Annotated in this window: 29 protein-coding genes and 1 pseudogene; 5 read left to right on the top strand and 25 right to left on the bottom strand. The window is 63.8% G+C overall.

The features are described from left to right. Nucleotides 1–3 precede the first annotated feature (3 nt). The 8 genes from CIT40_RS02730 to CIT40_RS02695 form a co-directional block, all read right to left on the bottom strand. Complete coding sequence (locus tag CIT40_RS02730) at nucleotides 4–312, bottom strand: HesB/IscA family protein (RefSeq protein ID WP_094891022.1); 309 nt, start codon at nucleotides 310–312, stop codon at nucleotides 4–6. Between the two features lie 10 nt (nucleotides 313–322). Then, nucleotides 323–547, bottom strand: coding sequence for a 4Fe-4S binding protein (locus CIT40_RS02725; RefSeq protein ID WP_025037807.1), 225 nt, complete (start codon nucleotides 545–547; stop codon nucleotides 323–325). A 10-nt stretch (nucleotides 548–557) separates the two neighbouring features. Next, nucleotides 558–2,120 carry a nitrogenase cofactor biosynthesis protein NifB gene (gene nifB / locus CIT40_RS02720; RefSeq protein WP_094891023.1) on the bottom strand — a complete coding sequence of 521 codons (1,563 nt, stop codon included), beginning with the start codon at nucleotides 2,118–2,120 and terminating at the stop codon, nucleotides 558–560. Nucleotides 2,121–2,400: 280 nt separating this feature from the next. Continuing rightward, entirely contained in the window at nucleotides 2,401–3,267 is an 867-nt protein-coding gene (locus tag CIT40_RS02715; protein ID WP_094891084.1) for an SIR2 family NAD-dependent protein deacylase, read from the bottom strand. Further along, nucleotides 3,267–3,488 carry a putative nitrogen fixation protein NifT gene (gene nifT, locus CIT40_RS02710; protein WP_094891024.1) on the bottom strand — a complete coding sequence of 74 codons (222 nt, stop codon included), beginning with the start codon at nucleotides 3,486–3,488 and terminating at the stop codon, nucleotides 3,267–3,269. The genes CIT40_RS02715 and nifT overlap by 1 nt, the downstream gene beginning before the upstream one ends. Next, on the bottom strand, nucleotides 3,485–4,681 hold the full coding sequence (gene nifS / locus CIT40_RS02705) for a cysteine desulfurase NifS (RefSeq protein WP_094891025.1): 1,197 nt from the start codon (nucleotides 4,679–4,681) through the stop codon (nucleotides 3,485–3,487). The genes nifT and nifS overlap by 4 nt, the downstream gene beginning before the upstream one ends. Nucleotides 4,682–4,722: 41 nt before the next feature. Further along, complete coding sequence (locus CIT40_RS02700; protein WP_094891026.1) at nucleotides 4,723–5,016, bottom strand: NifU family protein; 294 nt, start codon at nucleotides 5,014–5,016, stop codon at nucleotides 4,723–4,725. A gap of 32 nt (nucleotides 5,017–5,048) precedes the next feature. Continuing rightward, nucleotides 5,049–5,369 carry a HesB/IscA family protein gene (locus CIT40_RS02695; RefSeq protein WP_094891027.1) on the bottom strand — a complete coding sequence of 107 codons (321 nt, stop codon included), beginning with the start codon at nucleotides 5,367–5,369 and terminating at the stop codon, nucleotides 5,049–5,051. A 327-nt stretch (nucleotides 5,370–5,696) separates the two neighbouring features. Between CIT40_RS02695 and CIT40_RS02690 the strand changes: the two genes are divergently transcribed. Continuing rightward, complete coding sequence (locus CIT40_RS02690) at nucleotides 5,697–6,287, top strand: hypothetical protein (protein ID WP_094891028.1); 591 nt, start codon at nucleotides 5,697–5,699, stop codon at nucleotides 6,285–6,287. 10 nt (nucleotides 6,288–6,297) lie between these two features. Here the strand turns inward: CIT40_RS02690 and CIT40_RS02685 are convergent, their stop codons facing one another. Then, entirely contained in the window at nucleotides 6,298–6,702 is a 405-nt protein-coding gene (locus tag CIT40_RS02685) for a Rieske (2Fe-2S) protein (RefSeq protein ID WP_094891029.1), read from the bottom strand. A 262-nt stretch (nucleotides 6,703–6,964) separates the two neighbouring features. Between CIT40_RS02685 and CIT40_RS02680 the strand changes: the two genes are divergently transcribed. Both CIT40_RS02680 and CIT40_RS02675 read left to right on the top strand, forming a co-directional pair. Next, entirely contained in the window at nucleotides 6,965–7,408 is a 444-nt protein-coding gene (locus CIT40_RS02680) for a hypothetical protein (protein ID WP_094891085.1), read from the top strand. Between the two features lie 34 nt (nucleotides 7,409–7,442). Then, entirely contained in the window at nucleotides 7,443–7,757 is a 315-nt protein-coding gene (locus tag CIT40_RS02675; protein ID WP_094891030.1) for a hypothetical protein, read from the top strand. 24 nt (nucleotides 7,758–7,781) lie between these two features. Here CIT40_RS02675 and hspQ read toward each other — a convergent pair whose 3' ends face one another. The 9 genes from hspQ to nifD all read right to left on the bottom strand — a co-directional run bounded on the left by hspQ (nucleotide 7,782) and on the right by nifD (nucleotide 15,845). Beyond that, the gene (gene hspQ, locus CIT40_RS02670) at nucleotides 7,782–8,099 is read right to left on the bottom strand and encodes a heat shock protein HspQ (RefSeq protein ID WP_094891031.1); all 318 of its coding nucleotides are present in this window, start codon (nucleotides 8,097–8,099) and stop codon (nucleotides 7,782–7,784) included. Between the two features lie 15 nt (nucleotides 8,100–8,114). Beyond that, the gene (gene fdxB, locus CIT40_RS02665; protein WP_094891032.1) at nucleotides 8,115–8,402 is read right to left on the bottom strand and encodes a ferredoxin III, nif-specific; all 288 of its coding nucleotides are present in this window, start codon (nucleotides 8,400–8,402) and stop codon (nucleotides 8,115–8,117) included. A 12-nt stretch (nucleotides 8,403–8,414) separates the two neighbouring features. Then, nucleotides 8,415–8,615 carry a CCE_0567 family metalloprotein gene (locus tag CIT40_RS02660; protein ID WP_094891033.1) on the bottom strand — a complete coding sequence of 67 codons (201 nt, stop codon included), beginning with the start codon at nucleotides 8,613–8,615 and terminating at the stop codon, nucleotides 8,415–8,417. Nucleotides 8,616–8,623: 8 nt separating this feature from the next. Further along, nucleotides 8,624–9,094 carry a NifX-associated nitrogen fixation protein gene (locus CIT40_RS02655; RefSeq protein WP_094891034.1) on the bottom strand — a complete coding sequence of 157 codons (471 nt, stop codon included), beginning with the start codon at nucleotides 9,092–9,094 and terminating at the stop codon, nucleotides 8,624–8,626. A gap of 11 nt (nucleotides 9,095–9,105) precedes the next feature. Then, the gene (gene nifX, locus CIT40_RS02650; protein WP_094891035.1) at nucleotides 9,106–9,501 is read right to left on the bottom strand and encodes a nitrogen fixation protein NifX; all 396 of its coding nucleotides are present in this window, start codon (nucleotides 9,499–9,501) and stop codon (nucleotides 9,106–9,108) included. Between the two features lie 21 nt (nucleotides 9,502–9,522). Further along, nucleotides 9,523–10,905, bottom strand: coding sequence for a nitrogenase iron-molybdenum cofactor biosynthesis protein NifN (nifN, locus tag CIT40_RS02645; protein ID WP_094891036.1), 1,383 nt, complete (start codon nucleotides 10,903–10,905; stop codon nucleotides 9,523–9,525). A 9-nt stretch (nucleotides 10,906–10,914) separates the two neighbouring features. Then, the gene (nifE, locus tag CIT40_RS02640; RefSeq protein ID WP_094891037.1) at nucleotides 10,915–12,582 is read right to left on the bottom strand and encodes a nitrogenase iron-molybdenum cofactor biosynthesis protein NifE; all 1,668 of its coding nucleotides are present in this window, start codon (nucleotides 12,580–12,582) and stop codon (nucleotides 10,915–10,917) included. Between the two features lie 116 nt (nucleotides 12,583–12,698). Further along, nucleotides 12,699–14,258 carry a nitrogenase molybdenum-iron protein subunit beta gene (gene nifK, locus CIT40_RS02635; protein ID WP_094891038.1) on the bottom strand — a complete coding sequence of 520 codons (1,560 nt, stop codon included), beginning with the start codon at nucleotides 14,256–14,258 and terminating at the stop codon, nucleotides 12,699–12,701. Between the two features lie 84 nt (nucleotides 14,259–14,342). Further along, nucleotides 14,343–15,845, bottom strand: coding sequence for a nitrogenase molybdenum-iron protein alpha chain (gene nifD / locus CIT40_RS02630; RefSeq protein WP_094891039.1), 1,503 nt, complete (start codon nucleotides 15,843–15,845; stop codon nucleotides 14,343–14,345). A 437-nt stretch (nucleotides 15,846–16,282) separates the two neighbouring features. Here nifD and CIT40_RS02625 point away from each other — a divergent pair, with 437 nt between their 5' ends. Next, nucleotides 16,283–16,675, top strand: coding sequence for a response regulator (locus CIT40_RS02625; RefSeq protein ID WP_094891040.1), 393 nt, complete (start codon nucleotides 16,283–16,285; stop codon nucleotides 16,673–16,675). Between the two features lie 33 nt (nucleotides 16,676–16,708). Then, nucleotides 16,709–17,152 carry a SufE family protein gene (locus tag CIT40_RS02620; protein ID WP_094891041.1) on the top strand — a complete coding sequence of 148 codons (444 nt, stop codon included), beginning with the start codon at nucleotides 16,709–16,711 and terminating at the stop codon, nucleotides 17,150–17,152. Nucleotides 17,153–17,168: 16 nt separating this feature from the next. Here the strand turns inward: CIT40_RS02620 and CIT40_RS02615 are convergent, their stop codons facing one another. The 7 genes and pseudogenes from CIT40_RS02615 to nifA all read right to left on the bottom strand — a co-directional run bounded on the left by CIT40_RS02615 (nucleotide 17,169) and on the right by nifA (nucleotide 24,639). After that, complete coding sequence (locus tag CIT40_RS02615; RefSeq protein WP_244611901.1) at nucleotides 17,169–17,507, bottom strand: nitrogen fixation protein NifZ; 339 nt, start codon at nucleotides 17,505–17,507, stop codon at nucleotides 17,169–17,171. Further along, the gene (locus CIT40_RS02610) at nucleotides 17,504–18,745 is read right to left on the bottom strand and encodes a cysteine desulfurase (protein ID WP_094891043.1); all 1,242 of its coding nucleotides are present in this window, start codon (nucleotides 18,743–18,745) and stop codon (nucleotides 17,504–17,506) included. Before CIT40_RS02610 ends, CIT40_RS02615 begins: the two co-directional genes overlap by 4 nt. 4 nt (nucleotides 18,746–18,749) lie before the next feature. After that, the gene (sufD, locus tag CIT40_RS02605; RefSeq protein WP_094891044.1) at nucleotides 18,750–20,075 is read right to left on the bottom strand and encodes a Fe-S cluster assembly protein SufD; all 1,326 of its coding nucleotides are present in this window, start codon (nucleotides 20,073–20,075) and stop codon (nucleotides 18,750–18,752) included. Nucleotides 20,076–20,079: 4 nt separating this feature from the next. Further along, a pseudogene (sufC, locus tag CIT40_RS02600) lies at nucleotides 20,080–20,766 on the bottom strand (Fe-S cluster assembly ATPase SufC); the annotation flags it as partial. 106 nt (nucleotides 20,767–20,872) lie between these two features. Continuing rightward, complete coding sequence (gene sufB, locus CIT40_RS02595) at nucleotides 20,873–22,369, bottom strand: Fe-S cluster assembly protein SufB (protein WP_094891046.1); 1,497 nt, start codon at nucleotides 22,367–22,369, stop codon at nucleotides 20,873–20,875. Nucleotides 22,370–22,574: 205 nt separating this feature from the next. Next, entirely contained in the window at nucleotides 22,575–22,892 is a 318-nt protein-coding gene (locus CIT40_RS32945; protein ID WP_244611900.1) for a 4Fe-4S binding protein, read from the bottom strand. Nucleotides 22,893–22,914: 22 nt separating this feature from the next. Further along, on the bottom strand, nucleotides 22,915–24,639 hold the full coding sequence (gene nifA, locus CIT40_RS02585; protein ID WP_094891049.1) for a nif-specific transcriptional activator NifA: 1,725 nt from the start codon (nucleotides 24,637–24,639) through the stop codon (nucleotides 22,915–22,917). Nucleotides 24,640–24,856 lie beyond the last annotated feature (217 nt).

Raw genomic sequence — 24,856 nt, 5'->3', positions numbered from 1 at the left:
TCCCTAGTGATGTCCGCAGGAGACTTGCTTGGGATCGTGGAACACCAGCCCGGTCTGGGTCGGCGTATCCTTGAAGTCGATCGTGACGCCGTCGAGCAGCAAGCGACTTTCGGCCGGTAGGAACAGCTTGACGCCGTCACGCTCGACCACGGCATCGCCGGCCTGCGGCGCGGCAAGCACGTGGATGTCCGCCGCAAGACCCGAACAGCCGCCCGGGCTGACCGCGAGGCGAAAGCCGCTCCCGGCGCCGCCGTCGACGCGGAGCATCATCCGCATGAATTTCTGCGCTGCCGGTGTGATGGTGAAGTTCATGTCGTCCTCCTCAAGCAGGCGCCTGGTAGCGCGGCAGCGACGTATCGATCACGCAGGTGTTGTCCACCGGGCACACCGCCACGCATTGAGGCTCATCGAAATGGCCAAGACACTCGGTGCATTTCTTGGGATCGATCACGAACGTTCCTCCCTTCTCTCGGATGGCGACGTTCGGGCATTCCGGCTCGCAGGCCGAGCAACTCGTGCACTGCGAGGCGATGATCTTGAACGGCATCTCGCTCTCCTCACGCTGCCGAGATCAGCGCGCCTTGGCGGATGGCGGCATCGCCGCGCTCCACGTGCTCGATCTCGCCGCTGTTGACCTTGTCGAGATAGACCTTGAACCAGGCGATCGCCGACTTCTCGATGAACTCGTGGGCATATTGGTCGACCGGCTCGATGCCGGCCTTGATCAGGTCTCCCTTCGGGCAGCCACCGATCTTGGCCACGAACACCGCATGGCAATCGTTGATGGCGCGGATAATCGTCTCGAGGCTGTCCTCCTCGCCGTAACCGCCCTGGCAATAGAGGTCGACGCGGCGATGGCCGACGAATTTCGCGCCGGCCGTGGAGAGCTCGTAGACCTGGAACTCCTTGGCGTGGCCGAAATGCTCGTTGATCAGGCCCGAGCCCTTGGTTGCGACCGCGGCCAGCACCTTGATATCGCTGGAACGACCCGCGAGCTCAACGAGTTCTTCCTGCTTGGCCGCGACCTTGGCGACACGCTCCTCCTCGACCTTGGCCTGGTAGGCCTTGCGGGTGTCGGCGTCGTAGTTGACCTCCATCGCCATGATCTTGTCGGTGGTGAACTCGGCGCTGCGGTCCTCGCCGAGCAGACCGACCGCATCGGCGCGGCACTGGCGGCAGTGCCGCATCATGTTCATTTCGCCTTCGCAGGAATCCTGCAGCGCCCTCAGCTCCTGCGCGCTCGGGCCGCGCTGGCCGTTCAGGCCGAACACGGTGCCGTGCTCGGGCGCGGAGATCAGCGGCATGATGTTGTGCAGGAAGGCCCCGCGCGACTTCACGGCCCTGTTGACCTCGACGAGATGCTGGTCGTTGATGCCGGGGATCATGACCGAGTTGACCTTGCACAGGATGCCGCGCTCGGTGAGCATCTCCAGGCCCTGGAGCTGGCGATCGGTGAGGATCTTGGCGGCCTCGTAGCCGGTGTAGCGCTTGTGCTTGTAGAAGATCCAGGGATAGATCTTCGCACCGATTTCGGGGTCAACCATGTTGATGGTGATCGTGACGTGGTCGACCTTGAACTTCGCAATGGTGTCCACGTGTTCGGGCAGCATGAGGCCGTTGGTCGACAGGCACAGCTTGATATCGGGTGCCGTGTTGTAGATCAGCTCGAAGGTCTTGAAGGTCTTTTCCGGATTGGCCAGCGGATCGCCGGGGCCGGCGATGCCGAGCACCGTCATCTGCGGGATGGTCGAGGCGACCGCGAGCACCTTCTTGGCGGCCTGCTCGGGCGTCAGCTTCTCGCTGACCACGCCGGGGCGCGATTCATTGGCGCAGTCGTATTTGCGATTGCAGTAGTTGCACTGGATGTTGCAGGCTGGCGCCACCGCGACGTGCATGCGCGCGTAGTGATGATGCGCCTCCTCGCTGTAGCAGGGATGGTTCTTCACCTTCTCCCAGATCTCGGTCGGCAGGTCGCCCTGGCCGGCCTGCGATCCGCAACTCGCCTTGCCGCTGCCGCCGCTGGTGCCGCAGCCCTTGTGCTCGGCGATGTTCTGCATGATCTCGCCGATCCCGGCGACGTCGCCGTTGCCGCTCAAATCGTGTTGCGCTGAAGCGTCCATCGTTCAGTTCTCCTTGCAGGCCGAACAGATCTGGTTTTCGAGAAGCGTCCTAAGAGTCGTTCTAGAGAGGTATTAGCAACCCGCATGCCACCGCTGCGTTCTCGACTTTCATGGCTCGCTTCAAGGAGTTAGCCCGGACGTCGCGGAATGTCGGATTATCAACGCATGTTGGAAAGATGACAGATGCGACCTCGTCGACATGTGGATGCCGCCCGAACGCGTTCGCCGCGCGCGGGAAGCTCGGTCCGCGCGGCGACGCCAGATCGATGATGCGACCAGGTCAACCTGCCTGCACGATTTCGATCGCACGCGGCAGCGGGATGGCGAGCGGGGTCAGCCCCTGGCTCACCAGGAAGCGCAATTCGTTCTTCGAGAGCGCATCGGGCTCGATCACGGCATAGTGGCTCTCCGCCGAACGCTTCGACACTTGTCGGGCGTAGGTACGCAGGAGCTGGTCGTTGAAGCGGCAGCCGAGGAACAGGAAGCTCCGGCCCGTACGCCGCGCCTTCACCTCGTCCGGAATCGGCGTCTGGATGTCGATCTCCGTCAGCACCTCGACGTAGTCGGCATCGGTGATCAGAAAGTTCTTCACCGGCGCGACGCTGCCATGCGGCTTGTACAGGATCGTGGTCCAGCTCTTGGCTTCCGCACGGTCCGCCTCCTGGCCAGCCGCATCGTAGAAGCGATACCAGCGGTCCTCGCCGATGCCGGCGCGGGTGATGCCCTGGATCTCGCCCCAATCGCGGCGTTCACCGAAGGCGCTGCGCATCGCGCCGTCGTACCAGCTGTCGACGATCAGCGGCAACGGCAGCGTAGCCAGATGGCGCTGCAGCGCAGTCGGCACGACCGGTGTGGCGAAGGCCTCCGCCATCAGCGCCGTCACGGTCGCGCGGTGGCGCGTACTTTCGATGTGCTGCGCCGCCGCCCAGGCGTTGCCCCTGGCGCGCCGCGGCAGCGCAACCTTGGCACCCAAGAAGGCCGCCAGCGCCTCCGGGTTCATCGGCACCGCAGGCGCGGCAAGCTCAGTGACGCCCGGCCCGAGATAGGGAATGACGGCGCCGGCACGCATCCGCGCAACGACATCGCTGAGGATCGCCTCGGCGTCGGCCAGATTGGCGAAATCGATCTGTGGGACCGGCGCGTTCATCACTCGTCTCCCTCTCCGCCGCGTTTCCTGGCGTTGATCGTGATCGGCAGTCTGGTGTCATCGGCCATCTGCGGCAAGTCGAGCACCCAGCCGTTGGCAATCCTGATCCAGCCGCCCCACAGACTTTCGTGCTCGGATTCGACGATCGGCTCCTCGAGGTCCTTTTTCGGAACGTAGATCGACAGGCCGGTCTCGGGTGAACGACGAATCATGACTTTCACAGGCTGAGCTCCGCGGGAAGGGAGGTGTCGCTCGCGCGCTGTTGCCACGATGGAGACGATGCCCTCAGTTTCGAAAGGATGTCCGGCAATGCGTGCAGCACATGGTCGATCTCGTCGGCGGTGGTCTCCCGCGACAGCGAGAAGCGGATCGCGCCGCGCAGCGCCTGCAGCGGCACGTTCATCGCGCGCAACACGTGCGACGGCTCCATTGAGCCCGAGGCGCAAGCCGACCCGAGCGAGGCGGCAATGCCGGCGCGGTTCAGATGATGGATGATCGCCTCGCCCTCGATGTGCTCGAAGGCGATATTGGACGTGTTCGGCAGCCGGCTCTTGGTATCACCCAGCACCATAGATTGACCGAACCGAAGGATGCCTTGCTCCAAGCGATCGCGCAGCGCGGCGACCTGCGCCCGCTCCGGCTCGAACTGTGCCGACGCAAGCTCGGCTGCCTTGCCGAGGCCGACGATGCCGGGTACGTTCTCGGTGCCGGCACGGCGGCGGCGCTCCTGTGGACCGCCCAGGATCAGCGGGCTGAACTTCGTCCCCTTGCGGACATAGAGCGCACCGATCCCCTTCGGACCATGCAGCTTGTGGCCGGACAGCGAGAGCATGTCGATCTCGGTGGACTTCAGGTCGATCGGAACCCGGCCGACCGCCTGCACCGCATCGGTGTGAAACAGCGCGCCGGCCGAGTGGGCCATCTTGGCCAGGAATTCAACCGGAAAGATGGCGCCGGTCTCGTTGTTGGCCCACATCACGGACGCGACCGCGGTACGGGGTCCGAGCGCGCGACGATAAGCCTCGATATCCAGCCGGCCGCGCGTATCGACGGGAACGAGATGGCTCTTGAGGCCGCGGCGGCCCAGTTCCTCGACCAGCGACAGCACGGCGGGATGCTCCACGGCGGTGGTGACGATCTCGTCGCGCCCGTCCTGCGCGGCCAGCGCCGACAGGATCGCGGTGTTGTCGGCCTCTGTACCTCCCGAGGTAAAGACGATCTCGTGATCGAAGGCCGCACCGATCAGGGCCTGTACGTTACGCCGAGCGTCCCTCACCGCGCCAGCGACCTCGCTACCGAGGGCGTGTGCCGAGGACGCGTTGCCGAACTGCTCGGAAAAGAAAGGCAGCATCGCCGCAACGACGGAGGGATCCGTGCGGGTGGTCGCGTTGTTGTCGAGATAGATCGGCCGCACGGAACGCCTCTCTCGGTAACGGGCTCGACGACGGGCCTCGTTCAGTGACGGGGCTTGGCGGCCCCGGCCACAGGAATGAGCCGAACGAACTCGCCGAGCCGCTCGATCAGGCGGGCCTGGATGCCCTCCAGCGTCGCGCTCGCGAGCTTGCAGAACACGCATGCTCCGGTGAGCTTCACCATCACCTTGTTGCCGTCGATCTCGATCAGCTCGCAATCGCCGCCGTCGCGCTTGAGATTGGGACGGACTTCGTCGAGCACGGCGCGGACGATCCGCTCGCGATCGGAGGGTTCGGCGGCCGGCGGCTGCTTCAGGCGTTCGGATTCGGCGAGCATTTCGTATTCTCTCTCTGACGATTTCGGCTGATTCAGCTGAACGACTTGCCGCAGGAGCAGCTCGACTTCGCGTTGGGATTGTCGAAGGTGAAGCCCGAGCCCTCCAGCGCCACGACGAAATCGATCGTGGTGCCGTCGAGATGCTCGTGGCTCGCGTTGTCGACGAACACCTTCACGCCGCCACGCTCGATCACGGTGTCATCGGGCTTGGCTTCCTCGGCGATGCCCATCATATATTTGAAGCCGGCGCAGCCGCCGGTCTCGACCATGATCCGCAAACCACTCGCCGGCTGCGCTGCCGAGGAGATCGCGGTCTTCACCGCATTCACCGCGCTGTCCGTCAGGTTGATCATCGCTCGCCCTCACTTGTCTGGCTCTGTTGACGTGAGGGATCGCAAGTCCCGTGCCAGAGCGCATGCGGCTGAAACTGCTGGGCTTTCCCAAGTCGCCGGCTGTTGTCTTTGCGACGCTTGTCTGGTTTGCGACACGGCGCCTTGGCGGCGCCGCAACAAACGGGCAGCAGCGCGATACCGGGCGTAGCTCGCCGCCACGCAATTTCCGTCGAATTGCAATTGCGTTCAGACTTTCGGTGCAATCGCGCAGGGACGGCAGACTCCTTGCATAGCGGCCGCCGAGATTGCCGTGCCACGCGCGGCAGCAGATGAAGCGAGGAGACATTCATGACGTCGATCGACCACACCGCCCTTGGCCGCCTGGACAAGGAGGGCCGGCTCCTGAACGCGGTGCTGAAAGGCGACACGACCAAGCCGGGGCGCTTCGGCTTTCGCGGCGACATAGCGCTGAAGTTCCAGGCGCAGCTCGCCGACGAGAAGCGACCGCCGGAATATTCGATCGAGCAGGTTCTGGCCGTGGCGCAGGAAGGCGAAGCGACCATCCCGGTGCTCGCCGGCTATCTTCACTCCTACGCTTATCTGGCTGACGTCGCGAAAGTATTGGACGGTGCGCTGAGCCCGAAGGGCAGCTACTTCATGTTCTGCAACAACATCGACTTCCTGGCGAAATACCGCACCAAGATCGGCGACATCGCGTTTCACATCCTGCCGTGCGACGAATCCACGGTCTGGAAAGAGATGATGGACCTCGCCGGCGTCGACAAGAACGACATCAAGAAGCTCGACACCGCCGGCAAGCTCGACTACCTGCTCGACGCTGCCAGGGATCTCGACGGCTCCTATACCGAGATATCCTACGACGACGGTGTCGCGAAGATGGAGCCGGTGAAGAACCGCAACGAGAACCGCCCGGTCTGACGCGCTCGCCTCACACCTCCTCTTCGCAGGCCGTCTCGTCGTCCTCGACCAGGGTCACGCCGGTGACGCAAATGTCGCCGTCGAGCACGGCAAGTGCGATCGGCGTCAGACTCTCGCCCTTGCACGGCCCGTCCACGCAATGGCCGGTGCCGAGCTCGAACGTCGCGCCGTGCTTGCCGCACATCAGCCTGGCACCGTTGCCGTCCAGGAACTGGTGGCGCTCCCAATCCAAATTGACGCCGTCATGCGGGCAGCGGTTGAGATAGCCGAACACCTGCCTACCCCAGCGCACGATCACGATCGGCCATGGCCGGCTGCCACCGTCTTCTCCGACGATCATCAGCTGAAAGCCGATCGCCCGCTGGCTCGGGATGTCATTGAAGGCGCATATCGCGTAGGCGGTATTCTGATCCATGCTGTCCTCACATGCGCTCGAACGCTCCGGAAGCGTTGCAAGATTCGCGCTAGGCGCGCCGCCACAGCGGCCGTCCTTCGTGTGTCCGGAATCCGACACGTGCGTCGTCCTTGCCGCGAGCACCGAAGGCGAGGCGGCATCACGACGCCTCAGGGGACGCTACTTCTGTCGCATTCGGCGATCTGGCGCACCGCGGCGCTCTGGCGCGGCTTGGCACGGAAATTGATGTTGTTCACGCAGCCCCGTTGGCATGGAGAAGGACATGAACGTCGCATCGGAATTTGCCGCCTGCTCGGAAGATGAGATCAAGGCGCTGCTCGACGGCGGTACGCTGACCGTCTATTCGGTCGCGCGCCCGATCACAGCCGATCGCCCGGTCGATCGCAGCGGCGTGCTGGCCACCTTCAAATTTGCCAGCCCCGCCTTTGGCGAGAACGGTGTCAACCTGGCTGCCAATCCCGTGCCTGCAGGCAGCGTCGGTACGCCCGGCTTTGCTCGCGCCTGCAAGGCCGACGGCACTGTGATTGCGGATTTCTCCGCCGGGCCCGGTCCACGCGAGATCAGGTTCGCCGAAGTGTCCTGTTCGCCAGGCGCGCCGGTAAAGATTGCTGCATTCAAGTTCATCGCCGAGGGCGGCTGGCCGGAGCGGCCCGACTATTACGACACCCATCCCCGGCCCGGCTTCGCCATGCCGATGGTCCCATGAGGTCCGCCGGATTCCAGAAGGAGCCCCATTAGCCATGGCAACATTGGTCAAGACGACGCAGGACGGTCGCAAGCTCGAAGTGGTCGGTCTTGCGATCACGCTGGGCGGCAAGCTCGAAGCCAACGAGCTGGTCGAGGTGAAGGATCACCCCTACCGTCACGCGATCCGGTCGGCCGCGCCGGAAGCCACCCACATGGCCGGGCGCGTGCCTCTGACGCAGGCGGAGGCGGAGATCGTTCTCACCGCGTTCACGCGGGCCGAAGCCGACATGCTCGCCAATCCCGTCGCCATCCACGAGCGGTTCCGTATCGCCGCGATGATGAAGGCGCGCGAGCAGGGAATCGAGTGAAAACGAGCGCGCATGCCATGCGCGTCAGTTCATCGACAGCCTGCGCCGGCGATAGCGACCCGCCTCGCCGATCTCGAACATGGCCCCGATCCCGGGATGCCTGACCGGCTCGCCGGACTCATCCGGTTCCAGGTCGCGTTCCGCGATACTTGCAACATAGGGGACTTCATCGTCCTCGGCGAACAATCGGTAGACCAGGCCGGTCGCCGCGCCGCTTGTTCTCGGTTCGTCATCCGTGCCAGCGAACGATGTATCGACGTCGAAGATGACACCGCGCATCGCATAGAGGCGATGTCGGATCACCTGGCCGATGTTGTACCTGGCAAACTGGGTCTTGCTCATCGATGAAGGCCGCGCTCAGGCGGCCGCCGGCGCATGGGTCTGGCAGTTGGTCGGGCAGACCCGCGCGCAGGCGCCACAGCCGATGCAGGCGCCGTCGTCGTTCATCACCATGACCTTCTTCTCGACCTCGTCATCGTCATCGTCGAGGTCGATCATCTCGCCGTCCTCGTTGAGGCCCTTCAGGGTCATGACCTCGCGGCCGCAGACCTTGTAGCAGCGGCCGCAGCCGATGCACTTCTTGGGATCGATGGACACCAGGTAATCCGGCTTCCAATCGCGGCCGTCGCGGGTTGCGTAGGACATGGTCGCGATCCACTATGCCTTTTCCAGCGACTTGAGATCCTCGCGCTTGCGCTCGAGCTCGGAGAAGGCGTCATGAGCCTTCTGGGCCACGCTCAGGATCGAGGTCCAGTTGATCGGAAGCTCCTCGGAGAGATCGTGGAGATCCATCTTCGCCTGCGTGGCCTTGGCCGACAGCTTCTTGATCTCGGCCTTTAGGGTTTCAAGATCGCTCATGCTCAACCTCAGTAGTTTGCCACGTCGGGAAATCTGCGGATCATCTCGACGGCACCGGCGACGTATTTGTCGCCCTCGGCGGCGAGCTTCGCCAGATTGTCGAAGCCGAACCGATGCACGTCCCGCAGCTGCTTGTTGAGGACGATCAACCGCCCCCCGATCAGAACCATGCGGCCAAAGCCCTCGTGATGCATCTTCAGCATCGGGGAGATCATCACGCCCGTCGCCCTCTCGATCGAGAGCGCGACCGCGTTGAAGAACAGCTCCAACCGCCAGATCGTGTCTGGATCGGGATCACCGACGATCGGCAAGGCGCGCCGCTTCTCCTTGTCGAGGATGTAGGGTTCGAGCAGATCGAGATCCTTCTTGCCTTCCCAGGCGCCGTGAGTGTCCTGGGCGCGCCAGATCTTGATGAGTTCCTTGACGAACGGCGCTTCCGCCGCAGCGTCGGGTTGAACGAGTTCAGCCGCATCGGCCATGATGATTGTCCTCAGTCTTCGAAGTCAAAGTTGCGTTCCTGATCCCTGGCCAGCACCTTGCGCAGCCAGGGCGGCGGCGCGCCCTTCAGAACGTCCTCGAGCTTGACGCAGAGATCGTCGATCGCTTCGGGCTGCGTCACCTTCATCGGATGGATGTTGTTGGCGACGACCCGCGCTGCACCCGAGCCGCCGATCGCGGCCACATAGAGGATCGTGCAATCCTTGATCGCCTCGATCTTCGGCGCCAGTTTGTCCTCGTTGCCGTCCTCCTTGAGATCGCCGTCGAACTGGATGGCCTCGACGAAACGGTGCCCTTCGGGGCCGACGTCGTAGATGGCGATGTTCTTGGCCCAGCCGAAATGCGCGTCGACGCGCTTCAGGTCCTGGGTAGCAAAGGCGACTTTCATCGATCTGGTCCTCTCGTTCGCTCAGTGCAGTTGCGGCGGGACGACCTGGAGTCCCGTGTCGGTGGTCCGCCAGGTGTCGGGCGTCGGCTGATGATTGTCCTCGCGGTCGGCTATGACGAGATTGGCGAGATCGAACACCAGATCGCGGGTGCCGCGGTAGCCGACCGACATCAGGTGCCCGGCACCGAGGCGGTCGAACATCGGGAAGCCCGCGCGGTAGAACGGGATCTTCAGGCGTGAGGCCGCCTGGCGACCGTGCGAATGGGTGACGAGCAGGTCGCAACCGCGCGCCTTGGCGAGATCCTCGAGATCCTCGAGATCGCCGATCAGGACCTCCTGTGCCTTGACGCGCTCGAGCACCGGCGAGGCCGTAGTGGTCACCGCTGCCGCAACCTCGGCGCCCATTTCGTAGAGCATGCTCGACAGGTCGAACAGCAGGTCGGGCTCGGCGCCGATCGCGAGCTTGCGGCCGCCGATATGAAAATGCGTGTCCAGCATCGCGTCGGCAAGCTGGCCGCGCTGGCGGCGGTACTTCACCGGCACCGGCCGGCCGCTGATCTCGCTCAGGAAGGCGATGAACTCGTCGTTCGGGATCAATCCGCAAAGCCGTTCGAACAGCCGGAACGGCACCCCGGTCCTCTCCTGCATGGCTTCGGCCGCGCGCTTCATCTGCGCACCGATCGCAATGGTCCAGGCCGCCTGCCCCATAGTGGCGATCTCGTCGACGCCGATGCCGCCGATCGTCGTCGGCGTGAACTCGTCCGGAATGTGGCCGTCGAGCGAGCCGGCGAGATCAGGCAGGAAAGACGGCTTGAGCCCGAAATCCTCGAGGATGGTGCGCAGCTCGTCGAGATCACCGGGCGTGAGATGGCAGCCCGGCAGCACGTTGACGCGCTCCACGTCCCGCACAGCCCCAGCCTCGACGGGATCGACCAGCACCTCGACCATGCGCGCGACCGTCTTCTCCCAGCCGTCCTGGAAGGCATCCTTGAAATCGGGCGTCGAGACATAGACCAGCGGGAATTTCTCGAGCTGCGGATGCTTCTGCCGGATCAGGCGAATGAAGCCCTCGACGTCGTCGCCCTTGGTCTCGGTGACGCCGGTGGAGTTGATGCCGATGATCTCGGGCTTGGTGCGATTGTAGATGTTGAGAATCGCCTGCTCGACGTTCTCGTAACCGCCGAGCACAGTCGCGACCTCGCTCATCGCGGTGGTCTGCATCGGCACGGCTTCCTTGAAATGCCGCACGAACAGCGTCAGCCCGAACGAGGTGCAGCCCTGCGAGCCATGCAGGAGCGGCATCGCACCGCGCAGCCCCATGAAGGCGAACGAGCCGCCGATCGGCTGGCTCATCTTGAGCGGATTGACCGAGCAGGCCTTCTTGGAGGTGGTGACGATCGCCATGGGGACGCCCTACTCCGCCGCCTGCAGCATCGGCGCCGCGTGGGCCGCCAGGATATCCTCGACCCGGCCCTTGCAGGCCCCGCAGCCGCCCGAGGCATTGGTGTGCTGCTTTACCCCGTCGACGGTGGTGATGCCGTGCGCGGCAATGGCGTCCTCGATGCTGCCGAGGTCGACCGTCTTGCAGAAGCAGATCTTCTTGGCGCGCCGCGTCGCCTCGGCAACAGCCGGCTCGGCGGCAATCTCGGCGGCCTGCGCCTCCATCTGCGCCATCGCCTTGGTCTGCCAGCTCACCCCGGCCTCGTCCCACGGCGCCGGCTTGCGGAGCTGCGCCCACATCGGGTTGTAGAGCGCCTTCTCGATCTCCTCCATCAGCTCGACCATGCCGATGTAACCCATATAGCCGTGGCTGCGCTCCTGGTTGATGTCGAGCCACGGCATCGCCGCCTTCAGCGCGACGAATTGCGACTTGCCGCCGGACAGCATGATGTCGGCCCGCGCGTCCTTGAGCATCTTGTACATCTCGCGCGGCGTCATGTCCTCGATCATATGGGCGTCCTGGCCCATCAGCTCCTTGATCCGCTCCTTGTCCTCCTTGGTGGACTTCTTCACGGAGGTACCGACAATCTCGAGGCCAGCCTCCTGCAATGCGGCAACCACCGACCACGACTTCACGCCGCCGGTAATCAACAGCACCTTCTTGTCCTTGAAACGCGGCTTAAAGCGTTCGATCGCAGCCCAGGCCTTGGCTTCCTCCCGTGCAATCACCGCCTCGGTGCGTTCCATCAATTCCGCCGGCGCGCCGCGCTCGATCAGCATGCGGGCGATCTCGCGCAGCGAATCGCTGGAGTCCTGGATGCCGTAGAACGAGCCCTCGAAGAACGGGATGCCGTAGCGCTCCTCCATCTTGCGGGCGACGTTGATCATCGCCTTGGAGCACACCATCATCGCGGCCTTGGCCCGGTGCGAGTAGGCGAGCTCTCGGTATTTGCCGTCGCCGGAGATGCAGGAGAGGATGCGAATGCCGAGCTCGTCCAGGATCGGCTTGATCTGCCAGAACTCGCCCGACAGATTGTACTCTCCGATGATGTTGATGTCGTAGGGCGTGGTGTAGTCCGGCTCGGCGGTGCCGATCACGTGCTCGAGCAGCGCCTCGCCGGCGAGCTTATTGCCTAGGTTCTTCGGGCCGACGAAGCCCGGCGAGTTGACCGGGATCACCGGCTTGCCGAACTTGGTCGCGGCCGCCTTGCAGACCGCGTTGATGTCGTCGCCGATCATCGCGGGCACGCAGGTCTGGTAGACGAAGATGGCCGGCGGATCGTATTTCTCGATGACTTCCTTGATCGCCTTGTAGAGCCGCTTCTCGCCGCCGAACACGATGTCGGTCTCGTTCATGTCGGTGGTGAAGCTCCGCCGCCACAGATCGGAGCCGGACGAGGCCGAGCCGCGATTGTCCCAGGAATTGCCTTCGCAGGCGATCGGGCCATGGACGAGGTGGGCGACGTCGGTGAACGGCTGGAGCGCGATCTTGGCACCGTCGAAGGCGCAGCCGCCGGCAGCCCCACCCGGCTGCAGCTGCTTGGTGCAGCCCTTCTTGCGCTCGGCCTCCGTCTTGTTGGCGTTCTTGCCGCAACCCGGCTCGTTGAAGACGTCCTGGATGGTGGCCGACAGCGAGCTCATGCGTCTCTCCTATTCCCTGACCCGCTGCGCGAGCACTTCGCCCCGCAATCTCGATCGCTTTGGCTAGACTCGTGGTCTGCCGCCGCCCCATCTGGCGGCGGCAGGTCTCCTCAACGTCAGCGGATGATGTCGAAGCTGTAGTCGGTCTTGGCAGGTACGTTGGTGTTCCTGTCGATTTCGTCGAAGATCTTGTCGAGGATCTTCACCAGCACGTTCATGCCGCCCTGATAGCCCCACACCGGATAGCGGTGGTGGTGATGGCGATCGAACACCGGGAAGCCGATGCGGATCAGCGGCGTACCGGTGTCGCGCTCGAGGTACTTGCCGTAGGTGTTGCCGATCAGGAAATCGACCGGCTCGGTGAACAGCAGCGAGCGCATGTGCCAAAGATCCTTGCCGGGATAGGCATGGCAGTTCTGGCCGAACGGCGAGCTCGCAAACAGCCCCTGCATCTTCTCGGCCCAGGCCTTGTTGCCGTTGGTCGCCAGCACGTGGGTCGGCTCGGCGCCGAGCTCGAGCAGGAAGGCTGCAAGGCCGTAGCAGAGGTCGGGATCGCCGTAGATCGCGAACTTCTTGCCGTGGATGTGCGCACTGGAGTCGGCCATCGCGTCGAGCAGGCGGCCACGCTCCTGTTCGAGCGCCTTCGCGATCGGCTTGCCTGCGATGCGCGACAGCGTCATCAGGAACTCGTCGGTGGCGCCGACGCCGATCGGGTGGTTGAACGCGACGACCTCTTGGCCGTGCCCGCCGATGAAGGGCAGCGTCTTCTCCGTGCAATATTGCTGCATGGAGATGGTCGCCTTGGCATGGATCGCATTGGCCGCATCCTCCAGCGTGGTGCCGCCGTCATACATGCGGAACTCGCCATCGGTCGGGGTGTCGAACACGTCGCTGTTGTCGGCGAGGATCGTGTACTCGATGCCCATCAGCTCGAATATGCGCTTGATCTCGCGGATGTTGCCGACGGTGTAGCCGTCGAAGCCGCCGATGAAGTTGATCTTTTCGTTCGGCCTGCGTTCGAGCTTCGGCGCGGTGCCGGCCTTGCCGTCCCAGAAGTGCTCGATGATACCTTTCAGCGCGTTGTCGTAGCCGGTCACATGGCTGCCGACGAAGGCCGGCGTGTGGGCAAAGGGAACGTCGTACTCGGCGGGGACCGAGCCTTTCTCCTTTGCCGTCTTGATGAAGGCGTTGAGGTCGTCGCCGATCACCTCGGCCATGCAGGTCGTGGAGACCGCGATCATCTTCGGCTTGTACATGCTGTAGGTGTTGGCAAGCCCGTCGATCATGTTGTTCAGACCGCCGAACACGGCAGCGTCTTCCGTCATCGACGAGGAGACGCAGGAGCTCGGCTCCTTGAAGTGGCGCGACAGATGGCTGCGATAATAGGCGACGCAGCCCTGCGAGCCGTGCACGAAGGGCAGCGTGCCCTCGAAGCCAACTGCGACGAACACCGCGCCCAGTGGCTGGCACGCCTTGGCAGGGTTGACGGTCAGCGCTTCGCGGGCAAAGTTCTTCTCGCGATATTCGGGCGTTTTGGCCCATTCGCGGATGCGTTCGACCTCCGCCGGGTCGTGCGGATTTTCGAACAGCGTCTTCTTGTTGGCCAGCATCTGCTGGTATTCCGGACCACGGAACAGCTCGAAATGATCGAGCACGTGTTCGGCATTCTGTGTCATGTTGGCACCTTCGTTGGATGTCGTGTTCGATCGCTTGTCCTGCGGCTCTTCCCGGAGATCGGGAAGAGCCGGACGTCGCCTCTGCTATTCGGCCGCCATCAGGCTCGGCCGCGGGGCATCCTTCCAGGGTGCCTTGGTCTCCTTCCAGATCGGGGAGTTGATCGCCATGTCCATGTCGCGCGCGAAGATCGCGAAGCCGTCATAGCCGTGATAGGGACCGGAATAGTCCCAGGAGTGCATCTGCCGGAACGGCACGCCCATCTTCTGGAAGACGTACTTCTCCTTGATGCCGGAGCCGACGAGGTCCGGCTGGATCTTCTCGACGAAGCGCTCGAACTCGTAGCCCGTGACGTCGTCGTAGATCAGCGTGCCGTCCTTGACGTAGTGCTGGGCGGTGCGCTGGTAGTCGTCGTTGTGGCCGAACTCGTAGCCGGTGCCGACCACCTCCATGCCGAGGTCCTCGTACGCGCCGATGACGTGACGCGGACGCAGGCCGCCGACGAACAGCATCACCGTCTTGCCTTCCAGGCGCGGGCGATATTTGGCGATCACCGCATCCATCAGCGGCTGGTACTTCGCGATGACGCGCTCGGCGCCTTCCTTGATCTTGTCATCGAAGAAGCTCGCGATCTTGCGCAACGATTCCGCGATCTTGGAGGGGCCGAAGAAATTGTATTCGCACCAGGGAATACCGAACTTCTCCTCCATGTGACGGGAGATGTAGTTCATCGAGCGATAGCAATGCAGCACGTTGAGCTTCGCCTTGGGTGTCGCTTCGAGCTCCGCGAGGCTTCCGTCGCCCGACCATTGCGCGATCACGCGCAGGCCCATCTCCTCGAGCAGGATGCGCGAGGACCAGGCGTCACCGCCGATGTTGTAGTCGCCGATGATCGCGACGTCATAGGGCGTCGATTCGAAGGCCGGCTTGGCTTCGGGCGAGATCTTGTCGAAGATCCAGTCGCGCACGGCGTCGTTGGCAATATGGTGGCCCAGCGATTGCGAGACGCCGCGGAACCCTTCGCAACGCACCGGAACGATGGTCTTGCCGTCATATTCCTTCGACTTCACCTTCGACACCGCCTCGATGTCGTCGCCGATCAGGCCGATCGGGCATTCCGACTGGATGGTGATGCCGTGGTTGAGCGGGAACAGCTCCTGGATCTCGTCGATGATCTTGGCGAGCTTCTTGTCGCCGCCGAATACGATATCCTTCTCCTGGAAATCGGAGGTGAACTGCATCGTCACGAAAGTGTCGATGCCGGTCGTTCCGATGTAGTAGTTGCGCCGCGCGGCCCAGGAATACTGACCACAGCCGACCGGACCGTGGCTGATGTGGATCATGTCCTTGATCGGTCCCCACACCACGCCTTTTGAGCCGGCATAGGCGCAGCCGCGGATAGTCATCACGCCTGGGATCGACTTCAGGTTTGACTTGACGCCGCAGTCGGACTTGCCGGTGTCGTGCACGTTGAGGTGCTTGGCGCGGCGCTTGGCGGTCTTCTCCGGATAGACCTTCAAGACCTCGTCAATCAGCTGCTTGTTGCGGGCCTTGATCTCCGCGACGCTCTCGGTGGTTGCTAGGCTCATACCAATATCCTTTGGTTATCCTCTGTGTGAAGCGTCTGACGCTTCCTCCGAAGCGCCGCTCTCGATCTCACTCGCGCAAACCGGCTGGCTCCCGCACGTCGGGGAGAGCCGGCCCGACGGCCGCGCCTGCAGAGACTTTTGCAACGGATGTGCCAACGCTTCCCGAACTCGAAAAGCGAAGTGATTGAAGACAGATAGCGAAGCGGCAAGGGATTGTTGCAAACCCGACATCGCATCATGCCGACATCCAGCCACACAGAGTGCTGTCCGAAACAAAACAATGCGCGGACGCGCAAATGACGCTCGAACCAGCGCCTGCGGCACGCGATAGCGCTGATCCCGCTCGCGGTACGGAGCTTGCTTGATACGTTGCGGAACGGATCGAGGCCTTCATGCCGTACACAACGACGGGTCATGCAAGCGGGGACCGACCGGCCGTGTTCGTCATCGAACGCGAGCAGGTGGTGCGGTCGGCGCTCTACTACATCCTGCGGGATCTGTACCACACCTACACCTTCGCATCTCCCGACGAAGCCTTTGCTTCCGGCCTGGATGCACCCGACGTGGTTCTGGCCGGCGCGACCGGCCTGCAAAGCCAGGACGATCCGCACTTGATCGCGCTGCGCGAACGCTATGACGGCGCGGTGATCCTCGTCGTCGCCGACCGTAGCTCCGATCCAATGGCGCAGCTGGCAGGCGAGATCGGGATCCATGCGATCGTCCACAAGCCGATCTCTTTCGACACGGTCTGCCGGGCGGTCGACTGCGCTCTCGGCGGGCCGGCGCCTCAGGACGCGACGTCCCGCCTCATCCAACTGGCTTTCGACTGACGACCGGCCGCGACAATCCACGAGTAACGATCGATGACCCAATCCCAACCAGCGCGCATCGCAGACATCATCGAGAACTTCTCCCTGCTCGACGAATGGGACGACCGCTATCGCTACGTCATCGAGCTCGGCCGCAAGCTGCAACCGTTTCCCGAGGCGGACCGCACCGACGCCAATAAGGTGCAGGGCTGTGTCAGCCAGGTCTGGCTCGCCACCACCGTCACGCACCAGGACGGGCGGCCTTCCCTCACCTTCGCCGGCGACAGCGACGCCCACATCGTCCGCGGCCTGGTCGCGATCCTGATCGCCCTGTTATCGGGACGGCCGGCCGCGGAGATCGCCGATGAGGACCCGCTCGCCCTGTTCGCGCGGCTCGGCCTCGGCGAACATCTGACGCCGCAACGCTCAAACGGCTTCCGATCGATGGTGGCGCGGATGCGCGCGGATGCCAGCGCCGTGCTGGCAAAGGCCGCGTGACGGCCCGCGGACGACGTCAGATGGGATCGAATCCGGTCTTCATTCGCATCATCTCGCGCCGCCGCATGATGACGAAGACCGACTGCGCCACGAACTCGACCGTGTAGTAGACCTCGCCGAGGAAGCGCCAGCTTTCGCGCACAACGCCGGCATCGCCGGGATGCACCAGAGCTTCACCGATGTCCTTGTGCGGATACATGCCGTCGTTGCGGATCAGCGCCAGCGCCCGAACCGGCTCCCCGACCGCAAATTCGCCTGCGAGGTGCCGCTCCATGGCTCGCACCGTTCGGCGCCGATGGGCGTCGCAGACGATGCGGGCGACAGGCCGCGGCTTGACAGCGGTCCGGCCACTCATGAGAACAGCTCCTGCGCCTTGGCCAGGGCCTCCACAAGTGCGTCAACCTCTTCCATGGTGTTGTAGAGAGCGAACGAGGCGCGACAGGTTGCGGTCACGCCGAAGCGATCGAGCAACGGCATGGCACAATGGGTACCCGCGCGCACGGCGACGCCCGAGCGGTCGATCACGGTCGCGAAGTCGTGGGCGTGGGCGTTCTCCATCTCGAACGACACCAGCGCGCCCTTGTCGGCGGCCGTACCGATGATCCGGAGTGAATTGATTCCGCGCAGCCGCTCCTGCGCATAGGCGAGCAGGCTGCTCTCATGCTTGCGGATCCGCGCCTTGCCGATGGATTCGACATAGTCGATCGCCGCGCCGAAACCGATGGCCTGCACGATCGGCGGGGTCCCCGCCTCGAAGCGGTGCGGCGGCTCGCCATAGCTGACGGCGTCGCACGAGACCTGCCGGATCATCTCGCCGCCGCCGTTGAAGGGCGGCATTGTCGCGAGATGCCCGTGTTTGCCGTAGAGCACGCCAATGCCGGTCGGCCCGTAGAGCTTATGGCCAGTGATGACGTAGAAGTCGCAGCCGATGTCGCGAACATCGACATCCATGTGGACGGCGGCCTGCGAGCCGTCGACCAGCACCGGAATGCCGCGCGCATGCGCTAGGCGAACGACGTCCTTGACCGGGACGACGCTGCCCAACACGTTCGACATCTGGGTGATCGCGACCAGCTTGGTCTTCGGCGTCAGGAGCCTCTCGAACTCGTCGATCAGGAAGTTTCCGTCGTCGTCGACCGGCGCCCATTTGATCACCGCGCCCTGCCGTTCCCGCAGGAAGTGCCACGGCACGATGTTGGCGTGGTGCTCCATGATCGAGAGCACTATCTCGTCGCCCTCGCCGATCCGTTCTCGCCCGAAGGTCTGCGCCACGAGATTGATCGCCTCGGTGGCGCCGCGGGTGAAGATGATCTCTTCCCGCCGCTCCGCATTGAGGAATTTTGCGACCTTGTCGCGCGCGCCCTCATAGGCCTCCGTGGCCGCATTGGCGAGGTAATGCAGGCCGCGATGCACGTTGGCATATTCGCTGGTGTAGGCCTGGGTCAACCGGTCCAGAACCGCCTTGGGTTTCTGCGCCGACGCCGCGTTGTCGAGGTACACCAGCGGCTTTCCGTGCACCTGCATGGACAGGATCGGAAAATCCTGGCGGACGAGTTGGACGTCATAGCTTCCGTTGCTGACCGCAGGATGCATGGGACTAGTCTCGTGCCTTGAGCCAATCGCGCATGGTCTGCGACAATGCTTCGCGCAGATCCTCGCGAGCGATCGCGTCGATCACCTCGCCGACGAAGGCCTCGATCAGGAGCGCTTCGGCCTGCATCTCCGGAATACCGCGGGCCATCAGGTAGAACTTCAACTGGTCATCCAGCGCGCCGGTGGTGGTGCCGTGCCCGCACTGAACGTCGTCGGCAAAGATTTCCAGCTCCGGCTTGCAGTTGGCAACCGCTTCGTCCGACAGCAGCAGCGCGCGCGCCATCATCCGGGCGTCAGTCTGCTGCGCGCCCGGCTGAACCGTGATCCGGCCCTGGAATACCGCGCGCGCCTCGTCGTCGACCACGGCCTTGAATACCTCCCGGCTCCGCGAGCCGGCGGCGGCGTGATCGACCGTGAGCGTGGCGTCGGCGTGCTGGCGGCCGGCCAGGAGGCTCGCCTGGTGCACGCTGACCTCGGTCCCCTCACCCACCAGTCGCAGAAACAGCTGGTTGCGCACCACGGCGCCACCAATGGTGAAGCCAAATTCGCGATAAGTCGCACCCGCCCCGATCTCGGCCAGCAGCGTTGCGATATGCAGCGCGGCCGCCCCTTCGGACGTGACCTTGATGTGGTCGAGCTGGGCGCGATCTCCGACGACGAGCCGGAGCGCCGTGTTGGTCTGGTAATCGGATTGGTCCGGCCCCTCATGGGTCTCGACCAGAGTGATGGCAGCACCGCTGCCCAGGTCCAGCGACGACCGCGTGAACGTCGCGGATGGTGTGCCGGCCGTGGTCACGAAGGCCAGTTGGATCGGCCGTTCTACCACGACGTCCGGATCGACCGCGATGATCACGCCATCGGCGGCGAACGCGGTATTGAGTGCGACAGCAATATCGTCCGCAGCCAGGCCTGCGTCGAGCGCGACGCGGGTGTCGTCCGCATCGAGCGCCTCGATCATCGCCCCGATGCTGACGCCGGGCTCAAGGTCGGCAAGATCCGACAATTCGGGAACAAAGGCGCCATCGACAATCGTGAGGCGCCGAAACTCGAGGCCAGCCAGCGCCGTCCCGGCCGCACCCGCAGCCGCCTTGGCCTGCGCGTCAGGCCGCGGCGCCAGCGGCTTGGCATCCCGGACCAGACGGCGGAGATCGGTGTACTTCCAGGCCTCGACGCGGGAATGCGGCAGGCCCCGCGCCGCGAAGCGGTCAAAGGCCTCACGCCGGATCGCCTCGATCGCGCCACTGCCGGGCAGCTCCTTGCACGCCGCCGCGAACAGATCGGCAAGCCCGATCTCGGCGGCGGTCTTCACGGGACGAATCTCGGCGTTCATGGGATCACGCCGCCTCACTCTGATATTGAGCGTAGCCGGTGGCCTCGAGCTCGAGCGCGAGCTCCTTGCCACCGGTCTTGACGATACGTCCGGCCGCGAGCACGTGCACGACGTCAGGCACGATATAGTCGAGCAGCCGCTGATAATGGGTGATGACGATCATGCCGCGATCTGACGCGCGCAGGCGATTGACGCCGTCGGCGACGATCCGCAGCGCATCGATGTCGAGCCCCGAGTCGGTCTCGTCCAGCACGCAAAGCCGCGGCTCCAGCAGCGCCATCTGCAACGTCTCGTTACGCTTCTTCTCGCCGCCGGAGAAGCCGACATTGAGCGGGCGCTTGAGCATGTCAGGATCGATCCCGAGCTGCTTGGCGAGCTCACGCACGCGCTTGAGCACATCGGGCGACGACAGCTCTTCCTCGCCGCGCTTCTTGCGCTGGGCGTTCAGGGCCGTACGCAGGAAGGTGAGCGTGGCGACGCCTGGTATTTCGAGAGGATATTGGAAGGCCAGGAACAACCCCTTGGCGGCGCGTTCGTCCGGCGCCATTGCAAGGAGATCCTCGCCGTTGAACCGCACCTCGCCGCCGGTGATCTCGTAGCCGGGTTTTCCCGATAGCACATAGGACAGGGTCGACTTGCCGGCACCGTTCGGGCCCATGATGGCGTGGATTTCGCCCTTGTTCACGGTGAGATCGAGGCCATTGAGAATCTGGCGGCCGTCGATCTCGGCCTTCAGCCCGCGGATGTCGAGGAGCGACGTCATCACACTTCTCCTTGCCTGTTGGCTTCGAACGCCGTCATCCCACGCTCCCCTCGAGCGAGATCGAGATCAGCTTCTGCGCTTCCACCGCGAATTCCATCGGCAGTTGCTGCAGCACGTCCTTGACGAAGCCGTTGACGACGAGGCCGACGGCTTCTTCCTGCGAGAGCCCGCGCTGGATGCAATAGAACAGCACGTCCTCGGAGATCTTCGACGTCGTCGCCTCGTGCTCGAAGGTCGCAGACGAGTTCTTGGCCTCGATGTACGGCACGGTGTGCGCGCCGCATTTGTCGCCGATCAGCAGCGAGTCGCAGGCCGTGAAGTTGCGCGCACCGGTCGCCTTCCGGTGCGCCGTCACCAGGCCGCGATAGGTGTTCTGGCTCTTGCCGGCCGCGATGCCCTTCGAGATGATGCGGCTCGACGTGTTCTTGCCGAGATGGATCATCTTGGTGCCCGAGTCGACCTGCTGATAGCCATTCGAGATCGCGATCGAGTAGAACTCGCCGCGCGAATTGTCGCCGCGCAGGATGCAGCTCGGATATTTCCAGGTGATCGCCGAACCCGTCTCGACCTGGGTCCATGAAATCTTGGAATTGTTGCCGCGGCAGTCGCCACGCTTGGTGACGAAATTGTAGATGCCGCCCTTGCCTTCCGAATTGCCGGGATACCAGTTCTGCACCGTCGAATATTTGATCTCGGCGTCGTCATGCGCGACGAGCTCGACCACGGCGGCGTGCAGCTGGTTCTCGTCGCGCTGCGGCGCGGTGCAGCCTTCGAGATAGGAGACGTAGGCGCCCTTGTCGGCGATGATCAGCGTGCGCTCGAACTGGCCGGTGTTGCGCTCGTTGATGCGGAAATAGGTCGACAGCTCCATCGGGCAGCGCACGCCCGGCGGCACGTAGACGAACGAGCCGTCGGAGAACACCGCCGAATTCAGCGTCGCGTAGAAATTGTCCGAGGTCGGCACCACCGAGCCCAGATATTTCTGCACCAGCTCGGGATGCTCGCGGATGGCCTCCGAGATCGGCATGAAGATCACGCCGGCCTTCTTCAGCTCCGCCTTGAAGGTGGTCGCAACCGAGACCGAATCGAACACGGCGTCGACCGCGATCTTGCGACGGTTCGGGTCCTGCTCGCCGGGCTTGGGCTCGACGCCTTCCAGCATCGCGACCTCGCGCAGGGGAATGCCGAGTTTCTCGTAGGTCTTGAGGATCTCCGGATCGATCTCGTCGAGCGAGGAGACCGTCTTCTTCGGCTTCGGCGCCGAATAGTAATAGAGGTCCTGGAAGTCGACCTTGGGATAATCGACCCGCGCCCAAGTCGGCTCGGTCATGGTCAGCCAGCGCCGATAGGCCTCCAGCCGCCATTCGAGCATCCAGGCGGGTTCGTTCTTCTTCTGCGAGATGAACTTGACGGTATCTTCCGACAGCCCCTTCGGGGCCTTGTCGGACTCGATCAGGGTCTCAAACCCATAACGATACTGGTCGACGTCGATGCCGCGGACCCGTTCAATGGTCTCCTGGACCGCTGCCATCTATCGCTCCGTCCGCAGGGGGAAATGTCCGGCCGCGCCGAGCGACCGCCGTCGTCGCGCCTGGTTCGCTGCACGCGCGATCACCAACGTGACATGCAGCTCCGGGCCCGCCAGCCACCGCCCGAGCCAGATCGCACGCCGGCCAATCGCTCCTGCCGCATTTCCGATCCAGCCAGTCGGCTCCGACCGCACCATCGGCCTACCCTCACGCCGGAATGCAGGTGTCGGGCACCGGACATACGACCGCGCATTGCGCCGCGTCGAAATGACCTTCGCACTCCGTGCACTTCTTCGGATCGATCACGTACATGTCGCGCTTGAGGCTGATCGCGGCGTTCGGGCATTCGAACTCGCACGCGCCACAAACCGTGCATTGCGAGGCGACGATCTTGTAGGCCATGTGTTCGACTCCTTGAGCAGGTGATGCCGTCGAGCATTTCCTTTCAAGCGTCGTGCCAACCGTTAAGAGTGTGAAATTCAACGAATATTTCGTCCGAGGCGATTGTCGTGGCCCCAACAGCATGTCGCATTTGCGACAGTCGCCGTCAGAGCCGCTTGACCTCGATGCCGTGCTTCTTCAGCGCGTAGCCGATCTGCCGCGGCGTCAGCCCGAGCAGGCGGGCGGCTTTCGCCTGCACCCAGCCGGATTTTTCCATCGCCTCGACCACGCGATCGCGGTCGGCAAGACCGGACGCGTCCGACGACGATAATCCGGCGGACTCGGCAGGCGCCGACGGCGGCACGGTCGCACTGGGCTCCATCGGCGCCGTGGGCCGCAAAGTGGACAGCGGCACGATCGGCAAGGAGCGCGGCGGAACGTCGGAGCCGGTATTCCACAGGATCGCGGAAAGGCACTGGCCATGCGAGCAGGCAAAATCGTTCCTCACGATCTCTCGCCCCGGCGCCAACGTCGCTGTCCGCTGCACGCAATTCTCGAGCTCGCGGACATTCCCGGGGAATCCGCAATTCATCAGAACTTCGAGAGCATGCGCCCCAAAGCTCAACTCGCGCCCGTTCTCGGCGTTGAAGTTCTTGAGAAATTCGCTCGCCAGCAGCGGTATGTCGCTGCGGCGGTCGCGCAACGGTGGCACGATCATCGGCACGACGCTGATGCGGTAGTAGAGATCGGCGCGGAACTCGTTGCGAGCGACCGCTTCCTCCAGGTTGCGGTTGGTCGCGGCAATGACGCGAACGTCGACCTTGATGGTCTGATTGCCGCCGACGCGCTCGAACTCCTGCTCCTGCAGGACGCGCAGCAGCTTGGCCTGGAACGACGCCGAGATCTCGCCGATCTCGTCCAGGAACAGCGTCCCCTTGTCGGCGAGTTCGAACCGCCCCTTCCGGGAGTTGAGCGCGCCGGTGAAGGCGCCCTTCTCATGGCCGAACAGCTCGGATTCGAGCACGGACTCCGGCAGCGCGGCACAATTGATCTTGATGAAAGGGCGCTTGGCGCGCGGCGACAATTCGTGAATCGCCTTGGCGATCAGCTCCTTGCCGGTTCCGGATTCACCGCGCAGCAGCACCGTCGAGTTCGACTTGGCGACGATCGCAATTTTCTCCAACAGCCCTCGTAGCGCCGGGCTGTCGCCGATAATGCCCTCGACCTGAACCTTCCTGCGGTCGCGCGACGGCTTGAACTCGGACAGTTCCTTCTGCAGCCGATAGCTCTCGTGCATCAGGCGCTCGCGATCCTGCGCCACGACCCGGTGCAGCTTGACGGTCTGGCCGACCAAGTTGGCCACCATGGTCAGAAGCCGGACGTCGGAATCGAGCCGGAACAACGAACGTTCGTCCCAGATGCGATCGATGGTCAGCGTGCCGACCACCTTGGCGTCGATGCGGATCGGAACACCGATGAACGTGACGCGCGTTGCCTCGGACGCCCCGAGCAGTTCGAGTTCCGCCGCGCCGAAGGCGGGATGGACCGCGATGTTCTCCGCAACCAGCGGCATCGCGGTTGCAACGATCTGGTCGACCGCCCGCTGGGGCAGCCGGCCCCGGTAACGTTCGTCGCTGCCTTCACTCCAGCCCGCGCCGACCGCGAGATCGGGAATGCCGTCGTCGGCAAGCAGCGTCACGACGCCGTGCCGCATCTGGAGGAACGATTGCAGCAGGTTGACGACGTTGGCGAGCGTCGTCTCGAGCCGCGTCGGCGCGGTCAGAATCTTGGAAATCTCGAAAATGCCGGTGAGCGCGATCTCGTTCAGCGGCACGATCGGCGCGGTCTGGACGGACTTGTCTCGTTCGACCAAAGGAGCGGCATGCAGCATGACGGACTCTCCGTTGCCTGTTCTATCCTCCCCGGCCTGTTCCTCAGAATTTGTCGTATTGTGATTCATGTTGTGTCGGGAGTCGCGCTCAAGTTGTCGGCACTCATGCAAAAAGATTCCGTCGGACCTGCACGCATTCTCGGCCGTGTCGCGGGATTGAGCATTGCGGCGGTCGGCGAACACCAAAGCAGGATCTCCGCATTGATCTAGCGCAAAT

The sequence above is a fragment of the Bradyrhizobium amphicarpaeae genome (genome assembly GCF_002266435.3).
Lineage (GTDB): Bacteria > Pseudomonadota > Alphaproteobacteria > Rhizobiales > Xanthobacteraceae > Bradyrhizobium > Bradyrhizobium amphicarpaeae.
The sequence above is the reverse complement of the archived record's forward strand: the minus strand, read 5'-3'. Positions and strand labels throughout refer to the sequence as shown.

Bases quoted from the DNA above. Each gene is read 5' to 3' on its own strand.
- CIT40_RS02715 (WP_094891084.1), bottom strand. From the start codon at position 3,267: ATGAACGCGCCGGTCCCACAGATCGATTTCGCCAATCTGGCCGACGCC.
- nifN (WP_094891036.1), bottom strand. From the start codon at position 10,905: ATGGCGATCGTCACCACCTCCAAGAAGGCCTGCTCGGTCAATCCGCTC.
- sufD (WP_094891044.1), bottom strand. From the start codon at position 20,075: ATGAACGCCGAGATTCGTCCCGTGAAGACCGCCGCCGAGATCGGGCTT.
- nifE (WP_094891037.1), bottom strand. From the start codon at position 12,582: ATGAGCTCGCTGTCGGCCACCATCCAGGACGTCTTCAACGAGCCGGGT.
- CIT40_RS02655 (WP_094891034.1), bottom strand. From the start codon at position 9,094: ATGGCCGATGCGGCTGAACTCGTTCAACCCGACGCTGCGGCGGAAGCG.
- CIT40_RS02615 (WP_244611901.1), bottom strand. From the start codon at position 17,507: ATGAGTGGCCGGACCGCTGTCAAGCCGCGGCCTGTCGCCCGCATCGTC.
- nifK (WP_094891038.1), bottom strand. From the start codon at position 14,258: ATGACACAGAATGCCGAACACGTGCTCGATCATTTCGAGCTGTTCCGT.
- CIT40_RS02730 (WP_094891022.1), bottom strand. From the start codon at position 312: ATGAACTTCACCATCACACCGGCAGCGCAGAAATTCATGCGGATGATG.
- CIT40_RS02660 (WP_094891033.1), bottom strand. From the start codon at position 8,615: ATGAGCGATCTTGAAACCCTAAAGGCCGAGATCAAGAAGCTGTCGGCC.
- nifD (WP_094891039.1), bottom strand. From the start codon at position 15,845: ATGAGCCTAGCAACCACCGAGAGCGTCGCGGAGATCAAGGCCCGCAAC.
- CIT40_RS02680 (WP_094891085.1), top strand. From the start codon at position 6,965: ATGAACGTCGCATCGGAATTTGCCGCCTGCTCGGAAGATGAGATCAAG.
- nifA (WP_094891049.1), bottom strand. From the start codon at position 24,639: ATGCTGCATGCCGCTCCTTTGGTCGAACGAGACAAGTCCGTCCAGACC.
- CIT40_RS02725 (WP_025037807.1), bottom strand. From the start codon at position 547: ATGCCGTTCAAGATCATCGCCTCGCAGTGCACGAGTTGCTCGGCCTGC.
- sufB (WP_094891046.1), bottom strand. From the start codon at position 22,369: ATGGCAGCGGTCCAGGAGACCATTGAACGGGTCCGCGGCATCGACGTC.
- CIT40_RS02685 (WP_094891029.1), bottom strand. From the start codon at position 6,702: ATGGATCAGAATACCGCCTACGCGATATGCGCCTTCAATGACATCCCG.
- CIT40_RS02690 (WP_094891028.1), top strand. From the start codon at position 5,697: ATGACGTCGATCGACCACACCGCCCTTGGCCGCCTGGACAAGGAGGGC.
- CIT40_RS02620 (WP_094891041.1), top strand. From the start codon at position 16,709: ATGACCCAATCCCAACCAGCGCGCATCGCAGACATCATCGAGAACTTC.
- nifX (WP_094891035.1), bottom strand. From the start codon at position 9,501: ATGAAAGTCGCCTTTGCTACCCAGGACCTGAAGCGCGTCGACGCGCAT.
- hspQ (WP_094891031.1), bottom strand. From the start codon at position 8,099: ATGAGCAAGACCCAGTTTGCCAGGTACAACATCGGCCAGGTGATCCGA.
- fdxB (WP_094891032.1), bottom strand. From the start codon at position 8,402: ATGTCCTACGCAACCCGCGACGGCCGCGATTGGAAGCCGGATTACCTG.
- CIT40_RS02700 (WP_094891026.1), bottom strand. From the start codon at position 5,016: ATGCTCGCCGAATCCGAACGCCTGAAGCAGCCGCCGGCCGCCGAACCC.
- CIT40_RS32945 (WP_244611900.1), bottom strand. From the start codon at position 22,892: ATGCTGTTGGGGCCACGACAATCGCCTCGGACGAAATATTCGTTGAAT.
- CIT40_RS02695 (WP_094891027.1), bottom strand. From the start codon at position 5,369: ATGATCAACCTGACGGACAGCGCGGTGAATGCGGTGAAGACCGCGATC.
- nifB (WP_094891023.1), bottom strand. From the start codon at position 2,120: ATGGACGCTTCAGCGCAACACGATTTGAGCGGCAACGGCGACGTCGCC.
- CIT40_RS02675 (WP_094891030.1), top strand. From the start codon at position 7,443: ATGGCAACATTGGTCAAGACGACGCAGGACGGTCGCAAGCTCGAAGTG.
- CIT40_RS02610 (WP_094891043.1), bottom strand. From the start codon at position 18,745: ATGCATCCTGCGGTCAGCAACGGAAGCTATGACGTCCAACTCGTCCGC.